The organism is Streptococcus danieliae (assembly GCF_013415245.1).
GTDB lineage: Bacteria > Bacillota > Bacilli > Lactobacillales > Streptococcaceae > Streptococcus > Streptococcus danieliae_A.
Genome location: NZ_JACBXX010000132.1, coordinates 20,421 through 46,977, shown reverse-complemented (window position 1 = coordinate 46,977; position 26,557 = coordinate 20,421). Strand labels below are relative to the sequence as shown.

Genomic DNA, 26,557 nt, shown 5'->3' with positions numbered 1-26,557 from the left:
GCCTAAAATCAGCTTACCTAAGTTCAATCCGCCTAAAATCAGCTTACCTAAGTTCAATCCGCCTAAAATCAGCTTACCTAAGTTCAATCCGCCTAAAATCAGCTTACCTAAGTTCAATCCGCCTAAACCTGCCCCTAGTAAAAAAAGGAAAAAATAATGAAAAAATTTTTAATCACACTAATTTCTCTAGTCCTCTTATTTAAAATAGGATTTGAAATTCATCATAATCTAGTTTATTATTCTGTCTACTATGCTCAGCACCTAAATCACAACAAGGATGCGGATCCAGTTATGGCTCTCCTTATTGACAATCTAGATGCTATTCCTAGACCAGAAAATAGCACAATCGGTTATGATTTTGATGGTATAAATATTGCATATCATAATTATAAAAATATTCAAGTAGGAGGTTTAATCAGTAGTTATGATTTATATAACAACCGAAATGTTTACAGTTTTGATACCTCTGGTAAATTCTATGAGTATACAATGATGGGGTCTGAGATTCCTTATAATTTCAAAGAAAAGCAAGAAGAAGCTAAAAAACTCGTATATGACATTATCCAACCGGTTATTGATATTCAACCAGAGCCACCAAAATACGCCAATCTCCAATGGATTTTCAATATAATCTACGGACGAAGATTTCAATAGAATGATTGATAAGATGACCCAAATAAAACTAAAAAAATACTTAGTATTGCTTGGAGTGTCCCTCTCACTTGCTGGAATTGTATACGGATATATCCAATACAATCTAGCCCGCTATTCTGTCTATTACGCTAGCCATATGCCCAGAAAAGAGGAAGCTAAACCTGAATTGATTATGGCTCTAGAAAATATCAACTGGATTGATAAACAAAATACAGAGAATATTTATTTTCATGAAGATCGCGAAGATATAATATATCTTAATAAAGATGCATATTTCAAAAAAAAAAAAAAATATACAGATTATTATGTTCGATTAGAAAAGAAGAACGGTCTTAATTTCTACTATACTGATTCAATCGGAAAATTTAGGACCTACTCCTCTCCAGATAATTGGGAAGAAAAGCCACTAGAAGAGGTATCATTGCAAGAGCTTGAAAATCTCCTAGCTCCTGCAACGAAAGATATAGTTAAAGCTCAAAAAACACCCACTATCAATCTTCAGAAACTTTTCAATCAGAAATATGAGTCGAGATTTAATCATTAGTTTTGGTAAAAGTGTTGGTGTAGCAGGGAAGATAAATGGCCGAAGATTTCAATAGAATAATTTGGCATTACTCGATCAAGTTGTTTTCGAAAAATCTTTTGAACGTGCCTTTCAGAATCCAATAAAAGCTCTAGGCAAGATAACTACACGGATAATGAGTAACACAGGTAAATTTCTTCAAAAGAATATCACTAGGCCATTTCAAAGTATAGTTCAATCTCTTAGAAATAGGGTCTCTCGAAGTTTTGTAAAGGGTAAAAAAGTTTTGCAGAAGAAAATTGTCAAGCCACTTGTGTCTGCAGTGAAAAAGGGTATGAAAGTAACTCGCCAAAGAACAGCACAGCTTGCTAAAACAATGAAACAAGGCTTTAAAAATATAAAAAGCAGAGTGATTAAACCGATGGGAAATGCCATTCGCAAAATTAGCAAACCACTACAAAATGCTGTTCGTAGGGTTGTCAAACCAATCCAGAATGCTGCTCCTAGATTTGCCCAATCAACTGCAAGACTTGTAAAGTCTGTTGTGAGGACTGTGGCTAGACCAGTGGCTCAAGTTGTCAAACCAGTTATTAGAGCTGTAGCTAGACCAGTCGTTCAAGCTGTTAAACCAGTCATTAGAGCTGTGGCCAGACCAGTGGTTCAAGCTGTTAAACCAGTTATTAGAGCTGTGGCCAGACCAGTAGCGCAAGTAGCTAAGGCTATTGCTAAAGTTACACAAATTTTCAAACCGAAGCCATCTGCTAAAAGAAGGAAATAAAGAATATGAAAATAAAAAGATACTTAATGTTATTTGGTATATTCCTTGCACTTGCTGTATTCGTATACGGATACATCCAATACAATCTAGCCCGCTATTCTGTCTATTACGCTAGTCATATGCCCAGAAAAGAGGGAGCTAAACCTGAATTGGTTATGGCTCTAGAAAATATCAACTGGATTGATAAACAAAATACAGAGAATGTTCGCTTTGATGAGGAAGAGACGGGTTCAGTATATATAAACAGAAACGCGTACTTCACATATGCTGTGAAGGGATATTATATAGGAATAAATAAAATGAATGGGAGCTATTATTATGATACTGATCAAACAGGAAAATTAACGACTTACTCATTCCCAGATGATAATTGGGAGGAAAAATCACTAGATGAAGAAAAATTACAAGAAATAGAAGCTATACTGGATCCGGTAATAAAGGATATTATCGAATCTCAAAAAACTCCTACCATCAATCTTCAGAAACTTTTCAATCAAAAATACGAGTCAAGATTTAATCATTAGTTTTAGTGAAAGCCTTAGTGTAGCAGGGAAGGTAATTAGTAAGTCTATCTTTAGAAACTATTATGAGACTAGTTCTGTACCTAGCAAAGATTACTGTTTGGTTTATCGCCAAAATTTTGAGATTGAAGACTTCTGTTAGAGGAAAAAATTACGTCAAACAGCTGACAGGCCACGTCCTGGAAACCCGAGTCACACCACCTATCTTCAATCTCCAATGGCTTTATGACCTGACTTTTAATGAAAAAAAGGTTCTTCATCTGGACGATGAATGAGACCCCGCTTAACTTTTTTGAAACAGCCCCTTGACAAGTCTAGACAAGTCATCTATAATTTGTCTAGACAAGTTTAAAAAACGCTTTCAAAAGGAGAACTTATGAAAAACGATGTCAGCAAAATCGTTCAGGCCATTGGTGGCAAGGACAACATCACCAGTGTAACCCACTGTGTCACCCGGCTTCGCTTTATTCTAAAAGATGAAGGCCAAGTAGATGAAGCTGCCCTCGATCAAATTGATCTGGTTAAGGGGCAATTCTCTGCCAATGGTCAATACCAAGTTATCATCGGACCTGGTATTGTCGATAAGGTCTATGACGAATTGGTCTCACAAACAGGGGCTGCGGCTGTCTCCAAGGAAGAAGCTAAGGAACAAGCTGCCCAAGATTTGAATCCGCTGCAAAAATTGGTTAAACTGTTAGGAGATGTCTTTGTTCCAATCCTACCAGCCATCATTTCTTCTGGTTTGCTCTTGGGGATCAACAATGTCCTTACCCAGCCAGGGATCTTTGGAGCACAATCCATTGTTGAAATGTATCCTGGTTTTGCGGGATTCGCAGGTATCGTTAACTTTATTGCGGCGACTTCCTTCATCTTTATTCCTGCCTTGGTCGGTTGGTCTGCTATGACCCGTTTCGGTGGTTCACCACTTCTAGGGATTGTCTTGGGCTTGGTTCTTTGCCATCCAGGTTTGACTTCTCAATATGCCTTGTTTGATGCCAATACAGGTGGTCTTGCAGAAATTCCAACTTGGGATCTCTTTGGTCTTCCTGTTCAGCAAATGAACTATCAGGCACAGGTTCTACCATCTCTCTTTGCAGCCTTTATCTTGGCCAATGTTGAAAAAGGGCTCAACAAACGGGTTCCAGACAGCTTGAAACTCTTGGTTGTTGCACCAGTTTCCCTCCTAATCACTGGTTTCTTGGCCTTCACCATTATTGGTCCTGTAACCATGTGGTTGGCGACCCAAATTACCGGTATCATGATGGCCATCTTCAGTACCGCTGGCTGGTTGGGAGGTCTGATCTACGGTACCTTCTACGCACCGCTTGTCATTACTGGTATGCACCACATGTTCCTTCCAGTCGATCTGCAATTGGTCGCTTCTGAAAACGGAACCTTCTTGTGGCCAATCCTGGTTATGTCAAACGTCGCTCAAGGATCTGCAGCCCTCGCCATGATGTTGATTTTCCGCAAAAACAAAGACAGTAAAAACGAAAGTATGGCCCTCACTTCTGCCATCTCTGCCTGGTTGGGGGTTACAGAACCAGCCATCTTCGGGGTAACCCTTCGTTACAAAGCAGCCTTCTTGGCAGCCATGGTATCTGCTGGAATCGCGGGAGCTGTGCTCGGTTCTGTACCTGTACTCGCTAACTCTGTCGGTATCGGAGGTATTCCTGGAATCCTCTCCATTATTCCACAATATTGGGGCATCTTCGCCCTTGGATTGGCTATTACAATCGTCCTTCCAATTGTACTAACCTTTGTCTTCATTCGCTTTGAGAAAAAAGACTAATCTGATCAGGAGACGAGGGCTCAGTCCTCGCCTCCCATTTTTTTAGAAAGGCCTTTCATGAACGATTCATTATTTTCTAAAGTTGTCTATCAAATTTATCCCAAATCCTTCAAAGACAGCAATGGCGACGGATTCGGAGATCTGTCCGGTATTCTTGAAAAACTCCCTTATTTGAAAAAATTAGGAGTCGATATTCTCTGGCTCAACCCCTTCTATGTGTCCCCTCAAAATGATAATGGTTATGACATCGCGGATTACCGGGCCATCGATCCTCGCTTCGGGACCATGGAAGACTTTGAAGAATTAGCCCGCCAGGCCAAAACCATGGGAATGGGCATCATGCTGGATATGGTTCTCAACCACACCTCCACCGAGCATGAGTGGTTCCAAAAAGCCCTAGCCGGCGATAAACGCTACCAAACCTACTACTATATCCGTGACCCCAAAGCCAATGGCAGCCTACCTACCAACTGGCAATCCAAGTTTGGTGGCCCAGCTTGGCAACCTTTTGGGGACACCGGCAAGTATTACATGAACCTCTATGACAAAACCCAGGCCGATTTGGACTGGCACAATCCAGAAGTTCGCAAGGAACTCTACGATGTTGTCAACTTCTGGCGGGAGAAAGGGGCTTCAGGCTTCCGCTTTGATGTCATCAATGTGATTGGTAAGGACGAACTACTTGTGGACAGCGTCAATGACCAGCAAGAAAAGAGCCTTTATACTGACACGCCAATTGTCCATGACTACCTACAGGAGCTCAACCAAAATAGCTTTGGTCAGGATCCAAACATCGTCACGGTTGGTGAGATGTCCTCAACCACTATTGAAAACTGTATCCTTTACACCAGACCAGACCGCCATGAGCTGTCGATGACCTTTAGTTTTCACCATCTAAAAGTCGACTATAAGGATGGCGACAAATGGCAAAATCAGGCCATGGACTTTGCGGAGTTGAAACGGATTCTCAACGACTGGCAGGTGGGCATGGATCAGGGTGGCGGTTGCAATGCAGTCTTCTGGAACAACCATGACCAACCACGCGCCCTCACCCGCTTCACCAATGATGGTCCCTATCGGGTCGAGTCTGCGAAAATGCTGGCGCAAACCATCCATATGATGAAGGGTGTCCCTTATATCTATATGGGTGAGGAGATTGGGATGACTGATCCTGGTTTCACCAGCATGGAGCAGTACAAGGATATTGAAAGCATCAATGCCTACCAAATGCTGCTGGAGCGCGGGCTCAGTGAGGCGGAAGCTCTGGAAGTCATCCAGGTCAAATCACGCGACAACAGCCGGACACCGATTCAGTGGAATGACCAAGCCTATGCCGGCTTCTCTACCAGCCAACCATGGTTGGAGGTCGCTAGCAACTATCCTGACATCAATGTCGAGAAAGAGTTGGCTCAAGGAACAATCTTCCCTTACTACCAAGAACTCATCCGCCTTCGCAAAGAGCTGCCGATCATCCAGGAAGGGTCCTACCAACCACTCTTGGTTGACCACCCACAAGTCCTGGCCTACAAACGCCAGTTAGGAGACCAAGAACTGCTTGTCTTCAACAACTTCTACGAGCAAGCAACCACTATCTCTCTGGAAAACACCGATTACAGCTACCTACTTGGCAACTACGGTGAACGAAAAGCCAGCAGCCAACTGGAACTCCGCCCTTACGAAACCATTGCCTTCCTAAGCCGCTAGCCTATGAGTGAAAAAAAATACCAAGTTATTTACGAGCAACTCAAGCAAGAAATTCGGCAAGGAGCCCATCCCCAGGGACAACTCCTGCCATCTGAGATGGAGCTTTGCCAGCGCTTTGAGACCTCACGGGAAACCCTCCGCAAATCGCTCCAGTTGCTTCAAAACGATGCCTACATTCAAAAAATTCGGGGCAAGGGCTCGATCATCATCTATGATCCTTCCCTCAACTTCGAATTGGCCAACCTAACCAGCTTCCAGGAAATCAATCACGGACTCAGCCAGCCCTACCAAACAGTGGTCGCTCTGGTTGAGAAAATCAAGGCCAAGGACTATCCCCAGGTCAAAAACGCTCTGCAATTAAGAGACTTTGACCCCATCATCCGGGTTATTCGCCTGCGGAAAAAAGGGGATCAGGTCAACATTGTCGACATTGACTTCTTCAACCCCCAACTGATTCCCGGACTGACCAGGGAAGTAGCCCAAGGCTCCATCTACCGCTATATTGAAGAAGACCTGGGTCTAGTCATCAGCCACTCGGCTAAAACGATCACCTTCCAACCAGCTAATTCCAGTCTCACAGACTATTTCCAGAACTTGGATCCGGCCTATGTGGCCCTGGTTGAGGCCACCGTCTTTCTAGGCGACGGCCAACCCTTCCAGCTCAACCAGTCTCACCACAGACCTTCATCCTTTAAATTCACCAATTTTTCCCGTAGACACCCTTAAAAAAACCGGTCCTCCGTTTTAGTCGGAAGACCGGTTTTGTCGTATACATTTTTAAAACCCAGATGCTCTACCTCGCCTTTTCATTCTTCGGCCATTTAAGAGCCAAGAGGTCATTAGTTGCCTGGTAGGCTTCTTCGATTCGTGCTTGGGTGTCTGGATCTAGTTGGTTGGCGTAGCGGCCACCGGGTAAGAAGTCTTCGATGATCAGGGTCTGGTAGGAGTATTGCGGGAAGCCTGCTTGGGAATAGCTGCCCTTGTCGACGCGGCTGACCCAGCTTGGATGAGCCTTCACAGACTTAATCCGTGTCTGCTGGCCTTGTTTTTCAACCTGGACATCCATAAGGACACCCCGTTCGGTCCACTCGGCATTCGCCACCAAGCCATCTAAGCTCTCCAGTCGCTGATTGGAGATGAAATTGCCCATGGAGTAGATGATAAACTTGGACTCTCCATCCTTTTCCATGGTTTCCGTTGGTTCTGGAACATGGGGATGACCGCCAAAGACCAAGTCGGCACCCCAGTCGACCATTTTATGGTAAAGCTCGATTTGTTCCTCGGTTGGCTCCAGGCGGTACTCCTCGCCCATTTGCGGCATCACAATGGTCAGATCGGCTTCTTGCTCCGCCCGCTTGATTTCGGCCTCCATTTTATCCAGATCTAAATCAGATAAAGTGGCACTATACTCTTCTGGGCTAAGCCCAGCTTCCAACCCATTAAAACCATAAGCATAGGCCAGAAGTGCAATCTTGATGCCATTCACTTCTCGGATCACCAAGGGGGCTTGGTCGCGTGGCTGATCCGGATAGACACCAATCGGATCGATACCAGCGTCCTTGAAAGCCTGAGCTGTTGTTGCAACTCCTTCCAAGCCCGAATCTAAAATATGGTTGTGGGCCAGATCCACGACATCATAGCCAGCCTCCTTGATCGCCTGAACCACCTGTTCCGGTGCATTAAAGAAGGGGTAGCCCGCCAGAGGATAGTCTGGGTTAATGGTGCCTTCAAAATCGCCCAGGACCAGGTCAGCTTGCTCCAACCAAGGCTTCACATAAGTGAAATTCTCAGAAAAGTCATAGCTGCCATCTGCCTGCTCTGCCGAATAATAAAGCAAATCGTGGTAAAGCAAATCGCCATGGGCCATAATCCGAGCCTTAGTCACTGGATTCTCGGTCTGCTTGGCTACCAATTCTTGCACATAGGGGCGACCAAAGTAGACACCGGCTCCCGCAGCCAGCACAGCAGACAACAGACCTGTCACAAATACTTCTTTTTTCATAAACGTCTGTCCTAGTCAAAGAGTCCTAGCAAGTAACCGTAGCCCTCCGCTTCCATCTCTTCCTTGGCCACAAAGCGGAGAGCTGCACTATTGATACAATAGCGAAGTCCACCAGACTCACGCGGACCATCTTCAAAGACGTGTCCTAGATGGGCATCACCAGCCCGGCTCCGAACCTCGATCCGGCGCATACCATGACTCAAATCTTGCCGGTATTGGATCAAATCCTTGGCAATTGGTTTTGAGAAACTAGGCCAACCACAACCGGATTGGAATTTATCTGTTGATTGGAAAAGCGGCTCGCCAGAGGTAATGTCCACATAAATCCCTTCTTGGAAGTGGTCATCAAAGCGGTTATCAAAGGGACGCTCCGTTGCGTTTTCTTGCGTCACGGCGTACTCTTCCGCAGACAACTGTTCCCGCAAAACCTCTTGCTCCGGCTTCTGGTAAAGAGACGGATCAATCAAGGGTTGGTAAGCATCATTGACGTCGATGTGGCAGTAACCCCCTGGGTTTTTCTTGAGATACTCTTGATGGTAGTCTTCAGCCGGAATATAGTGGCGAAGTGGCTCTACTTCAACGGCCAAGGGTTGGTTGCCAAAATGCTGGGACTGCTCAGCCATCACCTGCTCAATCACCGGCAGGTCATCCGCATCCTGATAGTAAATCCCCGTCCGGTACTGGCGACCACGGTCATTGCCCTGGCGATTGACACTGAGAGGATCAATCACTCGGAAGTAGTACAGTAAAATTTCCCGCAAGCGAATCACTGCCGGATCATAGGCTACAAATACCGTTTCCGCATGGTCAGTCTCCTTCAAGAGGTGATAATTAGTCGTTTCAACCTGACCATTGGCGTAACCGACACTGGTCTCCTGAACTCCATCAATATGGGAGAAATATTCTTCCAAACCCCAGAAACAACCACCTGCTAAATAAATTGATTTCATAACAACCTCCTATTCAGACGTCCATTGTGTATCATAGTGCACAAGGTGATAGGGACCTGTTCCCATCTCACCATCAAAAACCAAGCGATAGTGTCCTTGATCCCCCGGTTGCAGGTTGGAGCTCAAAGACTCCTGATCAAAGGTTACACTATCTAAGAGTAGGGGCTCGCCCTCCTCATCAAATAATTCGTAACTGTAGGGATTCACACGGAAGGTATGGGCGTGACTATTTTCCACCAGCAAGTCGACCACCACCGCTGTCCCCGTCGCATCATCCCACATTTCCTGCTCTGGATCACGCGCAATGACCTTGACCGTTACCCGTTCCCCCGTGACAAATTGCCGTGATTTATTCAGTTCTTGCTCGATAACTGTCTCGTCCTTTTGGTTCAAACCTAAAAGGCGCGCATACTGCTCATTGTCCCGAGCTAAACCCAGATAAGAAAAGAGCAGGCCCGCCAGAACCGCTAGTAGGAACAGATTCAGGCCCACCAAGCTAAAAATCCAGATCCAATAGGGCTGGGATCTTAAGGCCTTCTTCTCCGACATAGGGCCTCACCTCCTTAATTCTGTGTGCTGGAGCTGGAAGAACTAGCCAACTCAATACCAGCCGCTTTGAGGGCATCCTGGTACAAGCGATACAAGGGATAGACAACCCCTGAATCCTGGCCCTGTTGAATGGGAACTGAAATCCGGTAGACAAAGCCCTCACTTCGAATCCACTGAGCCCCAAGAACCTTGGGCTGCCCCTCTAATTGAGACAGGGTCTGCAATTGCGACTGATTGACCTGGGCAATCACCTGATCCACCAAGTCAAAATCCGTTCCCGGTAAAAGGGGCAGATCCAAGGTAACCGAAACCTCCCCCCGCGACTGATTGCTGACAACTAGAATCTGACGATTAGGAATGTAATAGAGGGTTCCATTCCCATCCCGAACCTGGGTCGTCCGAATCCCGACATTTTCAACCGTGCCCGACAACTTGCCCGAACCATTGGGGAGAATCACATAATCCCCAACATCCAACTGCCGCTCCAATAAGATAAAAAAGCCATTGACCATGTCTGACAAAAAGCCCTGGGCACCCAAACCGACAACAACTCCAGCCAAACCAGCTCCAGCCAACAAGGAGGATACCGGTAAACCAAGAATTGACAAGGTCCAGTAAATCAGCAGAAAGTAGAGGGCATAATTGAGCATATTGTCAATCAAATGCAAAAGAGTCTCTTTCCTAGCCGAATTACTTTGCACAAGCAGCAGGGAAGGAGCAACCAAGCGATGAACTAGAGCATGAATCAGCTTCTTCCCAATCCAAAATAGAATAAACAGCAGGAGAAGAGAGATACCTTTCGAAATAAAATTGTCCAGCACTTCCTCCCACTGAACCCTCTCCAGGGTTCGTAATAGTAAATTTTGCATAGCTCTCCTTTTCCCTATTATAACACAGAAATATCCCTGCTTTTACTCCTGAGATCATCAATTCATTTGATGATCTCAATAAGTTTTTTTAAAATTGAATGAAAAATTAGAAAAATTCCGAACTTTTTGCCGAAAAAGCGGTCAAACGCATTGACAGCAAGGCTTTCTTATAGTAGACTATTTAAAATCAAAATAAGGAGGTTTCAGTCATGAAACGTTATATTCAGGCTTGGAATAAAGTCAGTCTGATCAAGCGAATTGTCATCGGCGTCGTCATTGGTTTGGCCCTAGCCCTTGTTGTTCCTTCTTGGTCAGCCATCGGAATCCTCGGAGATGTCTTCGTTGGGGCTTTGCGAGCGGTCGCTCCCCTTTTGGTATTTACCCTTGTTACCAATGCCCTCTCTAAACAAAAAGAAGGCAAAAAGTCTAATATGAAGACTATCGTTGTGCTTTATCTATTTGGCACGTTTGCTGCTGCTTTGGTTGCTGTCATTGCTTCCTTCATGTTCCCAACAACCTTAACACTAGCAAATGCGGCCACGGATATCGCACCACCAAGTGGTCTTGCGGAAGTTGCCCGTAACCTCTTGCTCAATATCGTTGAAAACCCTGTTAGCGCCATCGCTAATGGCAACTACATCGGTATTTTGGCTTGGGCTAGCCTCTTCGGTATGGCAATGCGTAAAGCCAGCCAAAAAAGCAAGGACTTGCTCGAAACAGTTGCAGACGTTACCTCGACTGTTGTAGCTTGGGTTATCAACCTCGCTCCCTTCGGGATCCTCGGTTTGGTCTTCAAATCTATTTCTGATCAAGGGATCGAAGCACTTCTTGGCTACGGACAATTAGTCCTCGTCATTGTCGCAACCAACTTGTTTGTTGCCCTTATCATCAACCCAATCATTGGATTTGTGATGATGCGTAAAAACCCATACCCACTCGTGCTTAAAACGCTTCGGATCAGTGGTGTAACAGCCTTCTTTACTCGAAGCTCTGCTGCCAACATCCCTGTAAACTTACAGTTGTCTGAAGAACTTGGATTGGATCCAGACACTTATAACATCTCGATCCCACTTGGTGCAACCATCAACATGGGTGGAGCTGCGATTACCATTACCATTCTTTCTCTTGCAGCGGTTCATACTCTTGGTATTCCAGTTGACTTCGGAACTGCGCTTCTTCTTTCTCTTGTTGCCGCACTTTCAGCTGCTGGAGCATCTGGTGTAACCGGTGGATCTCTGCTTTTAATTCCGGTAGCATGTAGCCTCTTTGGAATCTCTGGAGATATCTCCGCTCAAGTTATCGGAGTCGGCTTCATCATCGGACTTATCCAAGACCCTTGTGAAACTGCCCTTAACTCCTCAACCGACGTTCTCTACACTGCTTATGCAGAATGGAACGCTTGGAGAAAAAATAGCTAATACCAAAAAACCCTGATCTGTTCATTAGGATCAGGTTTTTTTGTATACTCCGCTAGCGTCCTTCATTCACAAACAAGTCGCCTGCAATGCGCTTCAAAAAATAAGCTTGGCAAACGCTCGCTAAAACGTATAACAACAAAGATAGAACTAGAAGTACTAGGAGCGATAGCTGAAAACTCCAAGCAAAGGCATTCCTTGTTACAAGAATCAAGACAAAGCCTGTGACCAGACTAGCTGTCCCGGACTGAAACTGATAACCACTCAACAAAGAAAAAATAATTTGCAGCCAAGCTAATTCCATCGCTAAAAAATCTAATAATAGTAGTGAAATCCAGTCCGAAAGGAGTTCTCTTCATTGTATCCCTCCTTTTTCAGCTGAAATCCTTCCAAATCCCCCTTGATTATGGAATATCTCAACAACATCAGAACTTCTTTTAAACAAGCCTCTTTAACAAGTAGAAATTCTCCTAATGCTGCTTGATTCAGTTCCTACAATTTTCTAAGCAACTCTGGTCTAACTCCTTTGAAAGAAATATTTACAATAAGCTGATCATTAGACTTCCTGCGGAACTAATGTATTAGATCGCATAACCACACTGAAACATTTTGTAACTCAGTCTTTTTCAAGTGATGACTCCGATAAATCTCAGGTTCTGTCACTGTTTTGCAGGAAGTCTAATAGATCCTTTCGTAGAAACTAAGTGCCCCTGTATCAAACCAAGTAAAGTGGATTTCCCCGCACCATTTTTCCAATTAGAGCTGTCAACTGACCTGGCTGTAGCTTCAATGTAATCCCCTTTAAGACAAGAGAACCATCTCAGTACCTTTTCGTCAACTTTTCCAAATAAAGTTCCGTCATATGATCACCACCTAAGCAAAAACAGTCCATATTGCGGACTGTTATGAGAAACGAAAAAAGCAATCACAAGCGACTTCAACTAAGCCACATGTGATTGCCTCTATGCATCGTCTCATTCTAACGATTCATTACCTCATAACGCACAATAAACTTTACGACTATAATATTGCAAAAAATCGATAAAGAAGGATTGTGCCATGCCATTATAGCACCTTGCGAAAAATTTGAAAGTCAAGGTGCTGTTTCAGTGTACTCTTTTTGAAGAGGGATTCCGTGTAAAGGCACGCTGACGCTCAAGGCCTTGACACAAAATCCCCTTCTCTTCGCTTGCCAATTAGGCTCAGCAGGCACCACTCTGCCAAATAAATTGGCTAATTTTTAGAAAAATGGTTGACAAATGGTAGAAATTAAGGAAGCGAATAAACTAAATTTTTTCATCTTAGTTCTGTCTCACTCTCATATATTATAGTTACTTGAGATATAAATAGTATGTGCTATACTAGTGATATGGTATACGGAATTGATTTTAGAAAACGTGTTTTAGCCTATGTAGAAGAAGGACACACACGTAAAGAAACAGCTAAATTATTTAACATCAGCACAAATACTCTCTATATATGGGAAAAACAATTAAAAGAACAAGGTCATTTGAATCGGAAACAGAGAATCTCTAAAGCTAAAAAAATTCCATTAGATAAGCTTGAGAAGTTTGTTAAGAAACACCTAGATGCTTTTTTAAAAGAGATCGCAGAAGAATTTTCTTGTACACCTAGTACTATTTGGCGAGCCTTAAAAAGGACAGGTATCACTTTTAAAAAAAACAACTAGCTATAGAGAACAGGATTCAGAAAAAGTTCGTCAATACAAGGATTCTCTTGAGGTCTTATCTGATTTACCAGTTGTTTATATTGATGAAACTGGTATAGATACCTATCTTTATCGATCAAGAGCCCGTGCACCAAAGGGAGAGAAAGTCTATGCTCAAGTTAGTGGTCGCCGCTTTGAACGAATATCCATTGTCTCAGGACAAGTGGGGAATCAGTTTATTGCTCCCATGGTTTATAAAGGTAGTATGATCAGTGATTTTTTTGTCAAATGGTTCAAAGAATCATCAGTGCCTTCTCTAGATAGACCTCATCTGATTGTAATGGATAATGCTAGCTTTCACCCTAAAAAGATGTTAGACCAGTTGTCAATAAGTAACGGACATATTTTTCTACCTTTTCCACCCTATTCTCCAGAGTTAAATCCCATTGAGAAAAGCTGGGCTAATTTAAAGAAAGCGGTGGCAGAGTATCTCAGAGAGGGAAGATCTATAATAGATGCTATTGTATACTATTTTGAAGTCAAATGACTATATCAGCTAATTGCACCATATAGGTGCGCTGATACTCGGCTCAAAAGATCCGAAATAGCTGTCTGCAAGATCCCTCGGAGAGCCCATCTTTACGAAGTAAAGTATAGTGGGTTATACTTTACGTGGAAGTAGTCACCGAATTCCAGTTAGAAATTACTTTGTAACTATGTTTTGAGGAGGAGTAAAATGCTTTCCTACGTTCGATATTACCCATTAGCGATAGCTAAATTAATGTGTCTATGCTCTCCTAAAATCTGCTGATTTATTACTGACTAATACAGGAGGTTTTTTTATGGGACAGACAATCATATCTGCTATTGGTGTTTATATTTCCACCAGTATCGATTATTTAATCATTTTAATTATTTTATTTGCACAGCTATCACAGAATAAACAGAAATGGCATATTTATGCAGGTCAATATCTAGGCACTGGCTTACTTATAGGGGTGAGTTTAGTTGCTGCTTATATCGTCAATTTCGTGCCTGAAGCATGGATGGTTGGATTACTTGGTTTAATCCCTATCTATTTAGGGATTCGCTTTGCAATTGTTGGAGAAGGTAAGGAAGAGGAAGAAATTATTGAAAGATTAGAACAAAGCAAGGCAAATCAACTGTTTTGGACAGTTACATTGCTGACAATTGCGTCTGGCGGAGATAATTTAGGTATCTATATACCTTATTTTGCTTCGTTAGATTGGTCACAGACCCTCGTGGCGTTGCTTGTATTTGCAATCGGCATAATTATCTTTTGCGAGCTTAGTCGGGTGCTATCTTCTATTCCGTTAATATTCGAAACAATTGAAAAATACGAGCGAATCATTGTGCCCTTAGTATTCATTTCACTTGGATTATACATCATGTATGAAAGTGGCACTATTGAGACTTTTCTGAACTTTATTTTATAGATAAGAGGCTGGGACAAACGTCCATGATGGCTTTGCCATCACCCACCAGATATGAAAACTAACCACGAAGCCCTCATTAGGTGTATAATCCTAGTGAGGGCTTTGTGGTTGATACTTTATTGGCTCCAATCGCCGAGGGACAAACTAATCAACTCTACTGACGAGTACCCACCATTATCGCCTTGAGCATGAGTATAAAAATACGACACGTTTTTCAGTAGATAAGCTCTCTTTATTTGATAAAGGAGGACAAACTATGGACATCTTATACAAGTCCTGTGCTGGTATTGATGTGCACCAATCAAATATTGTCGTCTGTGTCTTGCATGGCTCACTTACGTCAACTCGCCCTAAGCGTGAGGAGGCACGTTTTGACACAACAACCAGTGGTTTGAAGGATTGCCACGATTTTCTCAGCCAATTTGAAGTTGAGGTTGTTGGTATGGAGAGTACTGGGATTTACTGGAAACCGGTTTGGCATGCCTTGTGTCAAGATTTTGAGCTCATTTTAGCCAATCCTGCTCACATGAAGGCCATTCCTGGGCATAAGACAGACAAGAAAGACGCTTTTTGGATTGCCAAATTGACTAGAATTGGCTTGCTTCCTAAAAGCTTTGTACCAGACGAAACCATTCAAGAGTTGAGAGAATTAACGCGACTACGCAAATATGTGGTGGAAGACCGAACTAGAGAAGTCAATCGCATTCACAAGATTCTACAATCAGCTGGCATTAAGTTGAGCACTTATATTGAGGATATCATGGGAACTTCTGGTCGGAACTTGATGAAGCTTTTGTGTGATGAGGCGGAAATCAATGCGACAAGTGTCCGACAGGCAGTGTACACCAGCTTGAAGAAGAAAGTACCAGACCTACTCAAGGCACTAGACGGTTATTTCTCAGAGCATCATCGCTTTAGGCTCAAACAAGCTCTTCGTATTTATGATCATTATCAGGAGGAAATCCAGCTCTTGGAGGAACGAATTGACAGCTACCTGACTCAGTTTCAAGAGGAAATGGAAATTTTAGACTCTATTCCAGGCATAGACCGACTAACAGCCTCTGTCTTTATCGCAGAAGTTGGTACTGACATGAGTCAATTCCCAACAGCTGGTCATTTAGCTTCCTGGGCAGGGCTTTGTCCTGGAAATAATGAAAGTGCGGGTAAGAAACGCAGCACCAGAATCAGGCCTGGGAATGCCTATTTGAAACGCTGCCTTTGCCAATCTGTCTATGCCGCAAGGCGACAGAAATCCTCTCCTATAGCACAACGATTCTGTCAATTAAAATCACGAAGAGGACCACAGAAAGCCACCATTGCCATCGCCCATCACATCTTAAAATTAGCCTATTATCTCTTAAGTACTCATCAAACCTACCAACAGGCAAGACAAAAAGAAAAAGGACGGTTAGAAGCGAGCTAACCATCCACAAGCAAAAAATTCACTCTTATTCTATTATAAGAGAGGATTTTTTGCACCTTTTTAGGAAGTTTTCGTATAAAAAACCCTCTGACTAACGCAAATCAAATCACCTTACCACTAGAAATTGCTTCAGGGCACCTCTAAAACTAAGAAAGCGAATAAACTAATTTTTTTCATCTTAGTTCTATCCCACTCCCTTCTACTACTAAATCTCTTTAGAGTTTTTTTGTTTCTCTAAGTACTTTTTGGTTTCCAGAACGACAATTGGGCTCAGCGCCAGAAGAGCGATGAGGTTTGGCAGTACCATGAGGGCGTTAACAATGTCTGCAATCAACCAGATTACATCGACTGTCAAGAAGGCTCCAAGGAACACAAAGGCCACATAGAGCGCACGGTAAATCCAAATAAAGCGCAAGCCAAAGAGAAACTCAAAGCAACGTTCGCCATAATAGTTCCAGCCAATAATAGTTGTAAAAGCAAAGAGAACCAAAAAGAGCATCAAAAGAATCGCTCCAAAGTCACCGAAGACGGTTCCAAAGGCCGCCTGGGTCAAGCTAGCTCCATTAGCATCACCAGTCCAAGTGCCGGTAATCAAGATTGACAAACCGGTTAGACTACACACAATAATGGTATCAATGAAGGTTCCGGTCATAGAAATCAAGCCTTGCTCCACAGGAGAATCGGTTTTCGCTGCGGCTGCCGCAATCGGAGCACTTCCCATACCGGATTCGTTCGAGAAGACTCCACGCGCAATCCCTGTTTGAATGGCTGTTCGTACCGTCGCTCCAGCAAAGCCTCCTAGGGCTGCTGTTGGGCTAAAGGCACTTTTGACAACCAGCTCCAGAGTTGGCAATAATTGATCCGCATTCACAACCAGAATAGTTCCAGCAGCAAGTACATAGATCAAGGCCATAAAGGGCACCACAGCTGTTGAAATCTTGGAGATACTTTGAATTCCTCCAAAAATAGCAATGGCTACTAAGACGGTCAAGATGGGGCCGGTTACCTCTGAGCCAATCCCCAAACCAGTCTTAATCGAATCCGTAATCGATGATACCTGGGTAAAGGTTCCGGTCGATAGGAGAGCTGTTAAAACGGCTCCACCTGCAAAGAAATTGGCCAAGGGCCGCCATTTCTCACCCATACCATTAACGATATAGTACATCGGTCCACCAGAGGCTGACCCCTTTTCATCTTTCACCCGATACCGAATGGCCAAGACCCCTTCTGCATATTTGGTCGCCATCCCGAAAAAGGCTGCTACCCACATCCAGAAGAGGGCACCTGGCCCTCCCATCTTGATGGCTGTCGCCACCCCAACAATGTTACCTGTACCAATGGTCGCTGCCAGGGCCGTACTCAAGGCTGCAAAGCTCGAGATATCTCCTTCGCCCTCCTTGTCATCGGCCTTAAAAATCAATTTCAAGGCATGAGGCAATTGGAGAACTTGTAATAAGCCCAAGCGGAAACTAAGGAAGATCCCTGTTCCCACCAATAAAATTAAAAGGGGTGGTCCCCATACAAACGAATCGACTTGCGTTAAAATCTCTAACATGTCTACTGCTATATAAAATATCATCAAATATAGTCCTCGACAAGATTAAACCACATTTGAAAAAGATATACAGACTTCCTTTCTAATTTTAGAAAGACTGGAGTCTCTCTAAAAAAACTGACTTCTCCATTTTAAACTAAAAAAGCCCCTTTGTCAATTTTAACCAATTTTAAATATGCAAAAACCTGAGACTCCAACCACTCCGGCCCGAGTCCCAGGCTTTCCCAAACACCACTTAAAGTGATGCCATCATTTCTTTCAATTGTTCTTTAGTATGCACACCGGCTACTTGTTTCACAACCTCTCCGTCCTTCTTAAACATCAAAGTTGGAATGGACATAATTCCGAATTCACGCGCAGTTGCTGGGTTTTCATCAACATCCATTTTCACGATCTTCAATTCAGACTCATCAACTTCGCCTGCCAATTGTTCCAAGATTGGAGCCTGCATGCGGCAAGGACCACACCAAGTCGCCCAGAAATCAATCAACACAAGACCTTCTTGAGTCTCTTCAACAAAATTTGCATCAGTCACACTTTGTACCATATCAATAGCTCCTTTTTTTGTTCTTGCTACTAGTTTACACCAATTTCGAAAATAATGACAGAATTTGATTCCCGATTCCGATACTAGATCCGCACTAACCTTCGATAAAAAAGTTTTATTTAAAAATTGCGATGGTCGCTCCTGACCCTCCAGCATTCTGTGGCGCATAAGCAAAGGACTTGACCTGTTTATTCCGGCGCAGGTAATTCTGAACCCCCTCACGGATCACTCCAGTCCCAATTCCGTGAATAATATCCACTTGGGCCATGTTATTCAGCAGGGCCTGGTCAATAAAGGCATCCAATTCTTCCATGGCTTCCTCATAACGTTTCCCCCGCAAGTCCAAGCGAGCCTTGGCTCCTCGGCTCTTGCTGCGTTTAACCGTTGAGACCTTCCGAGAGGCTGGCTTCTCGGCAGCCGCTTCCTTGCCAACCGCTTCAAACTCATCCTCTTTTAAGGTCATCTTCATCAAACCAACCTGGGCCTCCCAACGGCCGTCCTTCAAGCGCCGAACCAGATTGCCCCGCTGCCCATATTGGCTAACCAGGATTTCCATCCCGACCTTAGGAGCTTTTTTCTTTTTAGCCCGGTTGAGCACCTTATTTTTGGACAGATCGACTGTTTCTGGTGCCAACTCCTTCAGCTTCGCCTTGGCTTCAATAACTTGGTGGGGCTTGAGTTCCGCGCCTGCTTGTAAGTTTTTCAGAATCTGCTCACTCTCTTCGGTGGCCTTGGCTACAATCTTCTGAGCCTCTTTCCGAGCCTCATTTAACTCGGCTTCTTGTCCACGTTCCAAATCCACATAGAGTTTTTTCAGAGCCCTATTGAGCTTGTAGTTTTCTTGTTCCAAGTCGCGAATGGCTTCCAAGCGTCGGCGACTTTCCAGGGTTTGGTCTTCCAAGCGTTGAATAATCCGTGAGACATCCTGGTCTTGGTCCAATTGCCCCTCTGCTTGGTCCACAATCACCTCTGCCAAGCCTAAGCGTCTGGCAATTTCAAAAGCATTGGAGCGGCCTGGTACGCCCTGCATAAAGCGGTAGGTTGGGCGTAGACTCAAGGTATCAAACTCCATGCTGGCATTTTCCACCGCCTGGGTCTCAATCCCATAAGCCTTGAGTTCTGGGTAGTGGGTGGTGGCCATGGTCTTAATGCCCCGTAAGCGGAGATCTTCTAAAATTGCGATGGCCAAGGCCGCCCCCTCCTGCGGGTCCGTCCCTGCTCCCAATTCATCAAAAAGAACAAGTGAAAAGGGACCGGCTTGCTGGAGGATCTGGATAATATTGGTCATGTGACTGGAGAAGGTCGATAGGCTTTGCTCAATCGACTGTTCATCCCCAATATCCGCAAAAATCTGATCAAAAAGCCCAATCCGACTGCCCTCGGCCGCAAGAATCGGTAGACCAGCCTGCCCCATCAACTGAGCCAAGCCCAAGGTCTTAAGCATCAGGGTTTTTCCCCCGGTGTTGGGACCGGTCATGACAATACTGGTCAAATCCTTCCCAAAGTGCAGATCATTGGCTACAGGCTCTTCCAAGAGGGGATGGCGTACTTGGAGCAGGCGGATATCATTCTGACTCGAAATGGTCGGAATATGGGCATCCCGATCTCGCATGTACTGGTACTTGGCCCCCAAGAAGTCAAAATGCCCCAAGAGCCAATGGTTGTTTTGAAAGGCCTGGACCTGGGGACGGAGAAGGGTGGCCAGTTCTCTGAGAATGCGCCGGATTTCGTAACGCTCTTCTGCCTCAAGGCCAGCAATGTCTTCATTGATTTGGATCAACTCACGCGGTTCAATGTAGACCGTGTTCCCGGTCGCAGAAATATCCTGGACAATCCCCTGGATCCGGTTGCGGAAGCTCTGCTTGACTGGCAAGACATGGCGGCCATTCCGGCTAGCAAAGAGCGGATCTGCCAGGTAGTCTGCCTTCTTCTTGAGCAACTCCTGCATGGTCTGGCGCAAGTCTCGATCGGCCTGGCGCAAACGGCGGCGGATCCGCAACAAGTCCTCACTGGCAAAGTCCTCAATCGTCCCGTTATCAGCGATGGCCTGCAAGGCACCCTGGAATTGCGGGAAGGTCTCCAAGTTTTCAAAATAAACAGCCAGGTGCGGGAGGCTAACATCTTCTAAGTCTAGGTAAAAATCTTTAAGCACCTGACTGGCTCTTAGAAGCGCCTTAATGTCTTGAAAATCATCCAGGTTTAATTCCGCCTCTACCTGTAGGCGTTTCAAGCTAGGGGTCAAATCCCCGAGACTGGGCATAGGCAGGCTATAACCTGCGGTGCCAAGGCTTTCAATATCCCGCAACTGATCAAAGGCTTGCTGGATCTCTTTTTGCTGGGTCATGGGTTCCAGATTCGCTAAGGTCTTCTGCCCCTCTACCGTCCGTAAATAGGTGGCAAAGGCGCTTTTGACTTCTGAAAACTCCAAACTTTCATATATTTTTAAATTCATCATTTCTGCTATATAAAATATAACCAAATATAGTCATTTATAGATCTAACCACATTTGAGAAAGAATATATAGACTTCCTTTCTTCATTTTATTTACTACCGTCATCATTAGTATTCCCATATCCTACAAGAGGGTAATCACAGTGACTAACTCTGATAGCCTAAGGGTGTAGCCCACCCCTACTTGTTTCAAATTTGCTCCAAAAATCTAAAAAGAAAGAGCCTGTCACCAAACTCTTCCATCTTGTTTACAAACTTCCCAAAACGCTAGTCACCCAAAGTTGGCGTAAAAGCAAGCGGCTAAATGGGGAGAGATTCATCATAAATTGCACCAAAAAACTGGAACTAAGCAGGTCTTGCACCATGGGAAGGGGGACGGTCGCCAAAATAAAGAGCACCATCTCCACCCGATACCAGGTCAGAAGCAGGGATAGGCCGCCAGATATAAGTGAGGCTGGCAGGCTATCCCAGGTCCGTTTCCAAGGGAAAAAGACGAAGAAGGTCCCAAAAATGCGTCCAAGAAGCCAAACCAGGCTAAAGGCCAGCAGAAAGCCTAGACCACTATAAAAAACCTGATCCAAATCAAACAAAATGCCCGACTCAAAAAAGAGGGCCTGACTGCCACGAACCGGATTGGCATAGGGAATCCAGAGACTCAGAAACTGGGCCGCTTGGCCATAAGTCAAGGATGCGACGATAAAGGAAATCAAGAAGAGGACTGCCTGGCCAAGTTGCTGGGCCAGCCCCCGCTGGTAACCTAAATAAAAGTTCCAAACTAGCAGCAAAAGAAGGACTAGATCAAGCATAAGAGCACCTACTTCGCTGCTTCCTGATCTTCCTGGGCACGCTCCACTTCCCGTTTCAATTGAACGGACAAGGTATTGATTGCCAACAGGATCGCCAGGGTTTCATCGTCTGCCTTGGGCATCTGTTCCTTGAGAGCCTGGTATTTCTCTTGCGCCAGACGCTCAATCTCTTCCATAAAGAGGTTGTCGTATTCTGTTGTTAATGTTAGAGTTTTCTTTCCAAAAGAAAATTTATATCGATTTAAATTTGCCATAATATCACCTTTTCATCATTATAGCAGAAAGGAAGAGCCTTGTCATTTGTCAAAAGGAGCTCAGTTCACTGACGGAAAAAGATGTAAAATATGATACAATAGGTCTTACTTGTAAAAACTACGAAGAGCTAGGTCTGTTAGAAGACTGTTGACAGGCTAAGGACTAGAAAGGACAACTATGGCAAGTAGAATCGCTAAAAATCAAAAGAAAAAACACGGCCGTGCACGGCAGATTTTTGAAACCCTCCTCTTTATCATCATACTTGGGGGAATTGTACTTTCCCGTTTGATTTTCTGGCAGGCTGTTCGCGTAGAAGGCCATTCCATGGATCCAACCCTGGCAGAAGGCCAACACCTGATTGTCTTTAACCAAAATCAGATTGACCGCTTTGATATCGTGGTGGCGACCGAAAACGACGAAAATGACAAGGAAAAGAAAATCGTCAAACGGGTTATCGGCATGCCCGGCGATGAAGTGGAGTTCAAACAGGACACCCTCTACATCAACGGGAAAGAAGTCGACGAAGCCTACCTAGTTGACTACAAGGCAGCCTTCCAAGCCGACAAACTGCAAAACACCTACTCCTACAGCAAATATTTCCAGAGCCTGGCTCAGGCCTCACCAGCCTTCACCGTTAACCGTGAAGGACAAGCCGACTTCAAGGTGACTGTCCCAGACAATGAATACTATTTGCTGGGAGATGACCGCATTGTCTCCAAAGACAGCCGCGATGTCGGAACCTTTAAAGCCGAGCAAATTACAGGCGAAGTTGTTCTACGCTTTTGGCCCGTAAATAGCTTCAAACTACTCCATGAATAATCTATTAAAGAGAATGAATGAGGCCAGGATTTTTGACTCCGGCCTCTTTTTTATACTACTTCCAATCTAAAATCATGACTCAAACTATTTTGAATGCAAACTAAGTAGCGAGACGCAGGCATAACTAGCGAAGCTAACGACGTGTGAAGCAAAATAGAAAGAGTATGAAAGCCTCTGTAACTATCTTTAAATGACAAGGAAGCACATGGAACACTACTTTTCTGGTCGTGTAGACCGCCTTATTTTTGAAAACCAAAGTAACTTTTACAAGATCCTCCTCGTGGATTTAGAAGACACCGATTCGGATTATGCCGGCTTCGAAATCATTGTTACCGGCACTTTTGCCACTATTGTAGAAGGCAGCTCCTATCGCTTTTATGGCCAACTGGTCCAGCACCCCCGTTATGGAGAACAGGTGGTAACCAGCCGCTATGAGCGGGAAAAGCCCAGTCCACAAGGACTGGTCAAATTCTTTTCCGGGCCTCAATTTAAGGGGATTGGGAAACAGACTGCCAAACGAATTTTAGACATTTATTCTTCAGACAATCCCATCGATGAAATCCTCAACCAGCCTCAAAGGCTAGAAGAAGTCAAGGGATTATCCAAGGCCAACCGCCTGGCCCTGGTTCAAACCTTGAAAATCAATTATGGCTTGGAGCAGGCCTTGGCCCGCCTAGCCGATTTAGGGATCCCCAATCGCCTGGCCCTCGAAATTTATGACACCTACCAAGAGGAAACCCTAACGGTTATTCAGGAAAATCCCTACCAACTGGTCGAGGATATCCGAGGGGTCGGTTTTGTCATTGCCGACCAAGTGGCAGAGCGCTTAGGGATTGAAACCAACTCCCCCCAACGCTTTCGAGCTGGAATTATTCACAGCCTCTTCCAATACTGCCTAGAATCAGGCAATACCTATATCGAAGCTGCCCTCCTACTGGAAAAATCCTTGGTCTTACTGGAAGAGGCTCGGCAAGAGCCTCTTGATCCTCAAATCATTGCCCAGGAATTAACCAGACTGTTGGAGGAAGATAAAATCCAGAACATTGGTACCAAGATTTTTACCAATTCACTCTTCTTTGCCGAAGAAGGCATTGCCAACCACCTGCTCCGCCTCTTAGAAGCCCGGGATCAAAAGGAATCTGAAGCGGATACGGACCACTTAGCAGAACTGATCGCAGCGGTCGAGGAAGAACTGGGAATTCACTACGACCAGGTTCAAAAAAACGCCATCATCCAAGCCATTCAGGAACCGATTTTTATCCTCAGCGGTGGTCCTGGAACGGGGAAAACAACCGTTTTAAATGGGATTATCTCGGTCTACGCCAAGCTTCACAAAATCAACCTTGAGGCCAAAGACATCCCCATCCTACTAGCCGCCCCAACCGGTCGGGCTGCCCGCCGGATGAATGAATTAACCGGCCTCCCCGCAGCTACCATTCACCGCCATTTGGGCATGGTGGCCGATGATGAAGTCAGTCATCTAGAAGAGGCCTTAGATACAGACTTTATCATTGTGGATGAGTTTTCCATGGTCGACACCTGGTTAGCCAACCAGCTCTTCCAAAATTTAGCCAGCCATACAAAAATTCTTCTGGTTGGTGATGCCGACCAGCTCCCTTCCGTCAGCCCCGGACAGGTCTTGGCGGATTTGCAAGAAGTGGAAAGCATCCCCAAAATCCATCTGGAAAAAATCTACCGCCAAAGCGAAGACTCAACCATTGTTCACCTGGCCAATGACATCAAAAACGGACGGCTACCCGCTGATTTTCCCCTCAAAAAAGCCGACCGCTCCTACTTTGAAACTTCAGCGGAACATATTCCAGAAATGATTGAAAAAATCGTGGGGGCAGCGCTGAGAAGTGGTATTGCAGCGCCAGACATCCAGGTCCTAGCTCCCATGTATCGGGGTGTTGCCGGCATTGATGCCATCAATCAGCTCATGCAAAACCTGCTCAATCCTGCCAAAAAAGGCCAACAAAGCTTTGAAGCCACCGATCAGCACTACCGCCTGGGTGACAAGGTCATCCACCTGGTCAACGATGCCCAAGCCAATGTCTTTAATGGCGATATCGGTACGATCACGGAGCTCATTCCAGCCCGCTATAGCGACAGCGACCAGGATGAAATCCGCATGGACTTCGATGGTAGCGAGGTCAACTATCCTCGCAAGGAATGGTATAAGATTCGGTTGGCCTATGCCATGAGCATCCACAAGTCCCAGGGAAGTGAATTCCCAGTGGTCATCCTCCCCCTAACCCAGGCCAACCACCGGATGTTGCAACGCAACCTCCTCTACACCGCTATTACCCGCGCCAAAAGCAAGCTAATTCTCTTGGGACAATCCACAGCCTATACCTATGCTGTGGAAAACGAAGGAACCCAGCGCCAGACCTATCTTTCCTCAAGGTTTTCCACAGCTTATCCACAAGATATCCACAAGTCTGTGGATAAGTCTGTGAAAACTGTGGAAGAAGCAAGCCCTGACTTGGTCCAATACCAACTCACTACGGAAAACTGGGATACGATTGATCCCCTGATCGGCTTGACAGAAGCCGACCTAGCTGAATTTTTCGGAAACCACAAAACCGCCCCGGACAGTGACAGCCCCTCTTAATCAGGGTTGTCCGCCTCCGAGGCGGTTTCCTCTTTATTTGCTAGTAAATCTGTTTCCTGTTCCTTGCCCAAGTTGGTCAAGGTAATGCCCAGGAGACGAATGGCCAGGTCCTTCTGCTCAGTCGATTCATAGAGTTCTAGGGCAGCTACTAGTAAGTCTTCTTCCTTAAATATAGGCCGGTCTAGGGAAACCCGTTTGGTTTGGGTCTCAAAGTTCTCCCAGCGAATTTTTAACACAACCGTCCGTCCCTGAATCTCTTCGCGCTCCAGATTAAGAGCCAAACTGTGGGCTAGGCTCTGAAGCTCCTGGCGGACATCTGCTGCCTGGCGCAGAAAGTGACTGTAGGTTTTTTCTTTACCATAGGATTTCCGAACCCTGTTGGGCTTAACTGGACCATTATGGATCCCCCTAGCCCTCCGATAGAGCTCATAGCCAAAACGCCCAAAGCGATCAATCAGCTCTGTTTCAGAGATTTCTAACAGATCCGCCCCGGTTTTCACCCCCATCTGCCGTAAGCGCTCCGCACTCTTTTTGCCAACCCCATGAAATTTCTCAATTGCTAAGGGCGCTAAAAAATCCAAGGCCTCCCCAGGCTTGATAACCGTCAACCCCCGTGGCTTTTGGTAATCACTAGCCAACTTGGCCAAGAATTTATTGTAAGAAACCCCAGCCGAACAGGTCAGCCGCAGCTCCCGCCAAATATCTTCCTGAATCAGCCGTGCCACCTTGACCGCAGAGGCAGAGCCGATCTTGTTCACCGTCACATCCAAGTAGGCCTCATCAATACTCATGGGTTCTATCAAGTCCGTATAACGCCCAAAAATCTCCCGTACTTGGAGCCCAATCTCGCGATATTTCCGATAATCTCCTTGAATAAATACGGCTTGGGGACAAAGTTGATAAGCTTCCTTGGCACTCATAGCTGAGTGGATTCCAAAACGTCTAGCCACATAATTAGCGGTTGAGACAACACCCCTGCCACCGGTGATTCGAGGATCACGGGCAATCACCACAGGTTTCCCCCTTAGGTCTGGATTATCCCTTTCTTCTACGGCGGCGAAAAAGGCGTCCATGTCTATATGAATGATTTTGCGGGACTGATCGTCCAAAAGTGGAAAAATGAGCATTCCCTTAACCTCCTTGGTGAAGTAAAACAGAATCAATACAGATTTCTGTTTCAAAGAAAACTGTATTACATCAGAA

The 26,557-nt window shown here is 45.0% G+C and carries 25 protein-coding genes and 1 pseudogene; 15 read left to right on the top strand and 11 right to left on the bottom strand.

The window, feature by feature from the left end; all coding sequences use genetic code 11:
• Positions 1-156 precede the first annotated feature (156 nt).
• From HZY94_RS06110 to HZY94_RS06080, 7 genes are all read left to right on the top strand, one after another.
• Positions 157-654, top strand: a complete 498-nt coding sequence (locus tag HZY94_RS06110) for a hypothetical protein (RefSeq protein WP_179925446.1) — start codon at positions 157-159, stop codon at positions 652-654.
• Between the two features lies 1 nt (position 655).
• Entirely contained in the window at positions 656-1,198 is a 543-nt protein-coding gene (locus HZY94_RS06105) for a hypothetical protein (protein WP_179925445.1), read from the top strand.
• Positions 1,199-1,259: 61 nt separating this feature from the next.
• Positions 1,260-1,955, top strand: coding sequence for a hypothetical protein (locus HZY94_RS06100; protein WP_179925444.1), 696 nt, complete (start codon positions 1,260-1,262; stop codon positions 1,953-1,955).
• Positions 1,956-1,960: 5 nt separating this feature from the next.
• On the top strand, positions 1,961-2,479 hold the full coding sequence (locus HZY94_RS06095) for a hypothetical protein (protein ID WP_179925443.1): 519 nt from the start codon (positions 1,961-1,963) through the stop codon (positions 2,477-2,479).
• 373 nt (positions 2,480-2,852) lie between these two features.
• Positions 2,853-4,268: a PTS system trehalose-specific EIIBC component gene (treP, locus tag HZY94_RS06090; protein WP_179925442.1), complete on the top strand. Its 1,416-nt coding sequence runs from the start codon at positions 2,853-2,855 to the stop codon at positions 4,266-4,268.
• A gap of 57 nt (positions 4,269-4,325) precedes the next feature.
• Positions 4,326-5,972, top strand: a complete 1,647-nt coding sequence (gene treC / locus HZY94_RS06085) for an alpha,alpha-phosphotrehalase (protein ID WP_179925441.1) — start codon at positions 4,326-4,328, stop codon at positions 5,970-5,972.
• Between the two features lie 3 nt (positions 5,973-5,975).
• Complete coding sequence (locus tag HZY94_RS06080) at positions 5,976-6,698, top strand: UTRA domain-containing protein (RefSeq protein ID WP_179925440.1); 723 nt, start codon at positions 5,976-5,978, stop codon at positions 6,696-6,698.
• Between the two features lie 67 nt (positions 6,699-6,765).
• Here HZY94_RS06080 and HZY94_RS06075 read toward each other — a convergent pair whose 3' ends face one another.
• The 4 genes from HZY94_RS06075 to HZY94_RS06060 are packed head-to-tail and all read right to left on the bottom strand — an operon-like array spanning position 6,766 to position 10,342.
• A complete protein-coding gene (locus tag HZY94_RS06075) occupies positions 6,766-7,974 on the bottom strand; it encodes a CapA family protein (RefSeq protein ID WP_179925439.1) in 1,209 nt (402 codons plus the stop codon).
• A gap of 11 nt (positions 7,975-7,985) precedes the next feature.
• The gene (gene msrB / locus HZY94_RS06070) at positions 7,986-8,924 is read right to left on the bottom strand and encodes a peptide-methionine (R)-S-oxide reductase MsrB (RefSeq protein WP_179925438.1); all 939 of its coding nucleotides are present in this window, start codon (positions 8,922-8,924) and stop codon (positions 7,986-7,988) included.
• A gap of 9 nt (positions 8,925-8,933) precedes the next feature.
• Entirely contained in the window at positions 8,934-9,473 is a 540-nt protein-coding gene (locus HZY94_RS06065) for a DUF4352 domain-containing protein (RefSeq protein WP_179925437.1), read from the bottom strand.
• 14 nt (positions 9,474-9,487) lie between these two features.
• Positions 9,488-10,342, bottom strand: a complete 855-nt coding sequence (locus HZY94_RS06060) for a mechanosensitive ion channel family protein (protein WP_179925436.1) — start codon at positions 10,340-10,342, stop codon at positions 9,488-9,490.
• 209 nt (positions 10,343-10,551) lie between these two features.
• Between HZY94_RS06060 and sstT the strand changes: the two genes are divergently transcribed.
• Positions 10,552-11,760, top strand: a complete 1,209-nt coding sequence (gene sstT, locus HZY94_RS06055; protein ID WP_179925435.1) for a serine/threonine transporter SstT — start codon at positions 10,552-10,554, stop codon at positions 11,758-11,760.
• A gap of 52 nt (positions 11,761-11,812) precedes the next feature.
• Here sstT and HZY94_RS06050 read toward each other — a convergent pair whose 3' ends face one another.
• Positions 11,813-12,061, bottom strand: coding sequence for a hypothetical protein (locus HZY94_RS06050; protein ID WP_179925434.1), 249 nt, complete (start codon positions 12,059-12,061; stop codon positions 11,813-11,815).
• Positions 12,062-12,646: 585 nt separating this feature from the next.
• Here HZY94_RS06050 and HZY94_RS06045 point away from each other — a divergent pair.
• The 5 genes and pseudogenes from HZY94_RS06045 to HZY94_RS06025 all read left to right on the top strand — a co-directional run.
• Positions 12,647-12,802 (top strand): annotated as a pseudogene (locus tag HZY94_RS06045) (IS110 family transposase); the annotation flags it as partial.
• A gap of 324 nt (positions 12,803-13,126) precedes the next feature.
• Complete coding sequence (locus tag HZY94_RS10675) at positions 13,127-13,447, top strand: IS630 transposase-related protein (RefSeq protein ID WP_179925433.1); 321 nt, start codon at positions 13,127-13,129, stop codon at positions 13,445-13,447.
• A 79-nt stretch (positions 13,448-13,526) separates the two neighbouring features.
• The gene (locus HZY94_RS10670) at positions 13,527-13,973 is read left to right on the top strand and encodes a transposase (RefSeq protein WP_179925447.1); all 447 of its coding nucleotides are present in this window, start codon (positions 13,527-13,529) and stop codon (positions 13,971-13,973) included.
• 295 nt (positions 13,974-14,268) lie between these two features.
• Complete coding sequence (locus HZY94_RS06030; protein WP_179925432.1) at positions 14,269-14,883, top strand: CadD family cadmium resistance transporter; 615 nt, start codon at positions 14,269-14,271, stop codon at positions 14,881-14,883.
• Between the two features lie 256 nt (positions 14,884-15,139).
• Positions 15,140-16,306, top strand: a complete 1,167-nt coding sequence (locus HZY94_RS06025) for an IS110 family transposase (RefSeq protein WP_179925431.1) — start codon at positions 15,140-15,142, stop codon at positions 16,304-16,306.
• A 205-nt stretch (positions 16,307-16,511) separates the two neighbouring features.
• Here the strand turns inward: HZY94_RS06025 and HZY94_RS06020 are convergent, their stop codons facing one another.
• The 5 genes from HZY94_RS06020 to HZY94_RS06000 all read right to left on the bottom strand — a co-directional run bounded on the left by HZY94_RS06020 (position 16,512) and on the right by HZY94_RS06000 (position 21,920).
• Entirely contained in the window at positions 16,512-17,861 is a 1,350-nt protein-coding gene (locus tag HZY94_RS06020; RefSeq protein ID WP_179925430.1) for an alanine/glycine:cation symporter family protein, read from the bottom strand.
• Between the two features lie 235 nt (positions 17,862-18,096).
• Positions 18,097-18,408: a thioredoxin gene (gene trxA, locus HZY94_RS06015; RefSeq protein ID WP_179923850.1), complete on the bottom strand. Its 312-nt coding sequence runs from the start codon at positions 18,406-18,408 to the stop codon at positions 18,097-18,099.
• A gap of 115 nt (positions 18,409-18,523) precedes the next feature.
• Complete coding sequence (locus HZY94_RS06010; RefSeq protein WP_179925429.1) at positions 18,524-20,860, bottom strand: endonuclease MutS2; 2,337 nt, start codon at positions 20,858-20,860, stop codon at positions 18,524-18,526.
• Positions 20,861-21,108: 248 nt separating this feature from the next.
• Complete coding sequence (locus HZY94_RS06005; protein ID WP_179925428.1) at positions 21,109-21,666, bottom strand: CvpA family protein; 558 nt, start codon at positions 21,664-21,666, stop codon at positions 21,109-21,111.
• A gap of 8 nt (positions 21,667-21,674) precedes the next feature.
• Positions 21,675-21,920, bottom strand: coding sequence for a hypothetical protein (locus tag HZY94_RS06000; RefSeq protein WP_160332416.1), 246 nt, complete (start codon positions 21,918-21,920; stop codon positions 21,675-21,677).
• Between the two features lie 178 nt (positions 21,921-22,098).
• Here HZY94_RS06000 and lepB point away from each other — a divergent pair, with 178 nt between their 5' ends.
• Complete coding sequence (gene lepB / locus HZY94_RS05995) at positions 22,099-22,740, top strand: signal peptidase I (RefSeq protein WP_179925427.1); 642 nt, start codon at positions 22,099-22,101, stop codon at positions 22,738-22,740.
• Between the two features lie 205 nt (positions 22,741-22,945).
• Positions 22,946-25,354 (top strand): SF1B family DNA helicase RecD2, encoded by a 2,409-nt coding sequence (recD2, locus tag HZY94_RS05990; RefSeq protein WP_179925426.1) that lies wholly within the window; start codon positions 22,946-22,948, stop codon positions 25,352-25,354.
• Here the strand turns inward: recD2 and dinB are convergent.
• Positions 25,351-26,481: a DNA polymerase IV gene (gene dinB / locus HZY94_RS05985; protein WP_179925425.1), complete on the bottom strand. Its 1,131-nt coding sequence runs from the start codon at positions 26,479-26,481 to the stop codon at positions 25,351-25,353. The two genes, recD2 and dinB, sit on opposite strands and share 4 nt — an antisense overlap.
• Between the last annotated feature and the right edge of the window lie 76 nt (positions 26,482-26,557).

Bases quoted from the DNA above. Each gene is read 5' to 3' on its own strand.
- HZY94_RS06110 (WP_179925446.1), top strand. From the start codon at position 157: ATGAAAAAATTTTTAATCACACTAATTTCTCTAGTCCTCTTATTTAAA.
- HZY94_RS06105 (WP_179925445.1), top strand. From the start codon at position 656: ATGATTGATAAGATGACCCAAATAAAACTAAAAAAATACTTAGTATTG.
- HZY94_RS06095 (WP_179925443.1), top strand. From the start codon at position 1,961: ATGAAAATAAAAAGATACTTAATGTTATTTGGTATATTCCTTGCACTT.
- treP (WP_179925442.1), top strand. From the start codon at position 2,853: ATGAAAAACGATGTCAGCAAAATCGTTCAGGCCATTGGTGGCAAGGAC.
- treC (WP_179925441.1), top strand. From the start codon at position 4,326: ATGAACGATTCATTATTTTCTAAAGTTGTCTATCAAATTTATCCCAAA.
- HZY94_RS06080 (WP_179925440.1), top strand. From the start codon at position 5,976: ATGAGTGAAAAAAAATACCAAGTTATTTACGAGCAACTCAAGCAAGAA.
- HZY94_RS06075 (WP_179925439.1), bottom strand. From the start codon at position 7,974: ATGAAAAAAGAAGTATTTGTGACAGGTCTGTTGTCTGCTGTGCTGGCT.
- msrB (WP_179925438.1), bottom strand. From the start codon at position 8,924: ATGAAATCAATTTATTTAGCAGGTGGTTGTTTCTGGGGTTTGGAAGAA.
- HZY94_RS06065 (WP_179925437.1), bottom strand. From the start codon at position 9,473: ATGTCGGAGAAGAAGGCCTTAAGATCCCAGCCCTATTGGATCTGGATT.
- HZY94_RS06060 (WP_179925436.1), bottom strand. From the start codon at position 10,342: ATGCAAAATTTACTATTACGAACCCTGGAGAGGGTTCAGTGGGAGGAA.
- sstT (WP_179925435.1), top strand. From the start codon at position 10,552: ATGAAACGTTATATTCAGGCTTGGAATAAAGTCAGTCTGATCAAGCGA.
- HZY94_RS06050 (WP_179925434.1), bottom strand. From the start codon at position 12,061: ATGGAATTAGCTTGGCTGCAAATTATTTTTTCTTTGTTGAGTGGTTAT.
- HZY94_RS10675 (WP_179925433.1), top strand. From the start codon at position 13,127: ATGGTATACGGAATTGATTTTAGAAAACGTGTTTTAGCCTATGTAGAA.
- HZY94_RS06030 (WP_179925432.1), top strand. From the start codon at position 14,269: ATGGGACAGACAATCATATCTGCTATTGGTGTTTATATTTCCACCAGT.
- HZY94_RS06025 (WP_179925431.1), top strand. From the start codon at position 15,140: ATGGACATCTTATACAAGTCCTGTGCTGGTATTGATGTGCACCAATCA.
- HZY94_RS06020 (WP_179925430.1), bottom strand. From the start codon at position 17,861: ATGTTAGAGATTTTAACGCAAGTCGATTCGTTTGTATGGGGACCACCC.
- trxA (WP_179923850.1), bottom strand. From the start codon at position 18,408: ATGGTACAAAGTGTGACTGATGCAAATTTTGTTGAAGAGACTCAAGAA.
- HZY94_RS06010 (WP_179925429.1), bottom strand. From the start codon at position 20,860: ATGAATTTAAAAATATATGAAAGTTTGGAGTTTTCAGAAGTCAAAAGC.
- HZY94_RS06005 (WP_179925428.1), bottom strand. From the start codon at position 21,666: ATGCTTGATCTAGTCCTTCTTTTGCTGCTAGTTTGGAACTTTTATTTA.
- HZY94_RS06000 (WP_160332416.1), bottom strand. From the start codon at position 21,920: ATGGCAAATTTAAATCGATATAAATTTTCTTTTGGAAAGAAAACTCTA.
- lepB (WP_179925427.1), top strand. From the start codon at position 22,099: ATGGCAAGTAGAATCGCTAAAAATCAAAAGAAAAAACACGGCCGTGCA.
- recD2 (WP_179925426.1), top strand. From the start codon at position 22,946: ATGGAACACTACTTTTCTGGTCGTGTAGACCGCCTTATTTTTGAAAAC.
- dinB (WP_179925425.1), bottom strand. From the start codon at position 26,481: ATGCTCATTTTTCCACTTTTGGACGATCAGTCCCGCAAAATCATTCAT.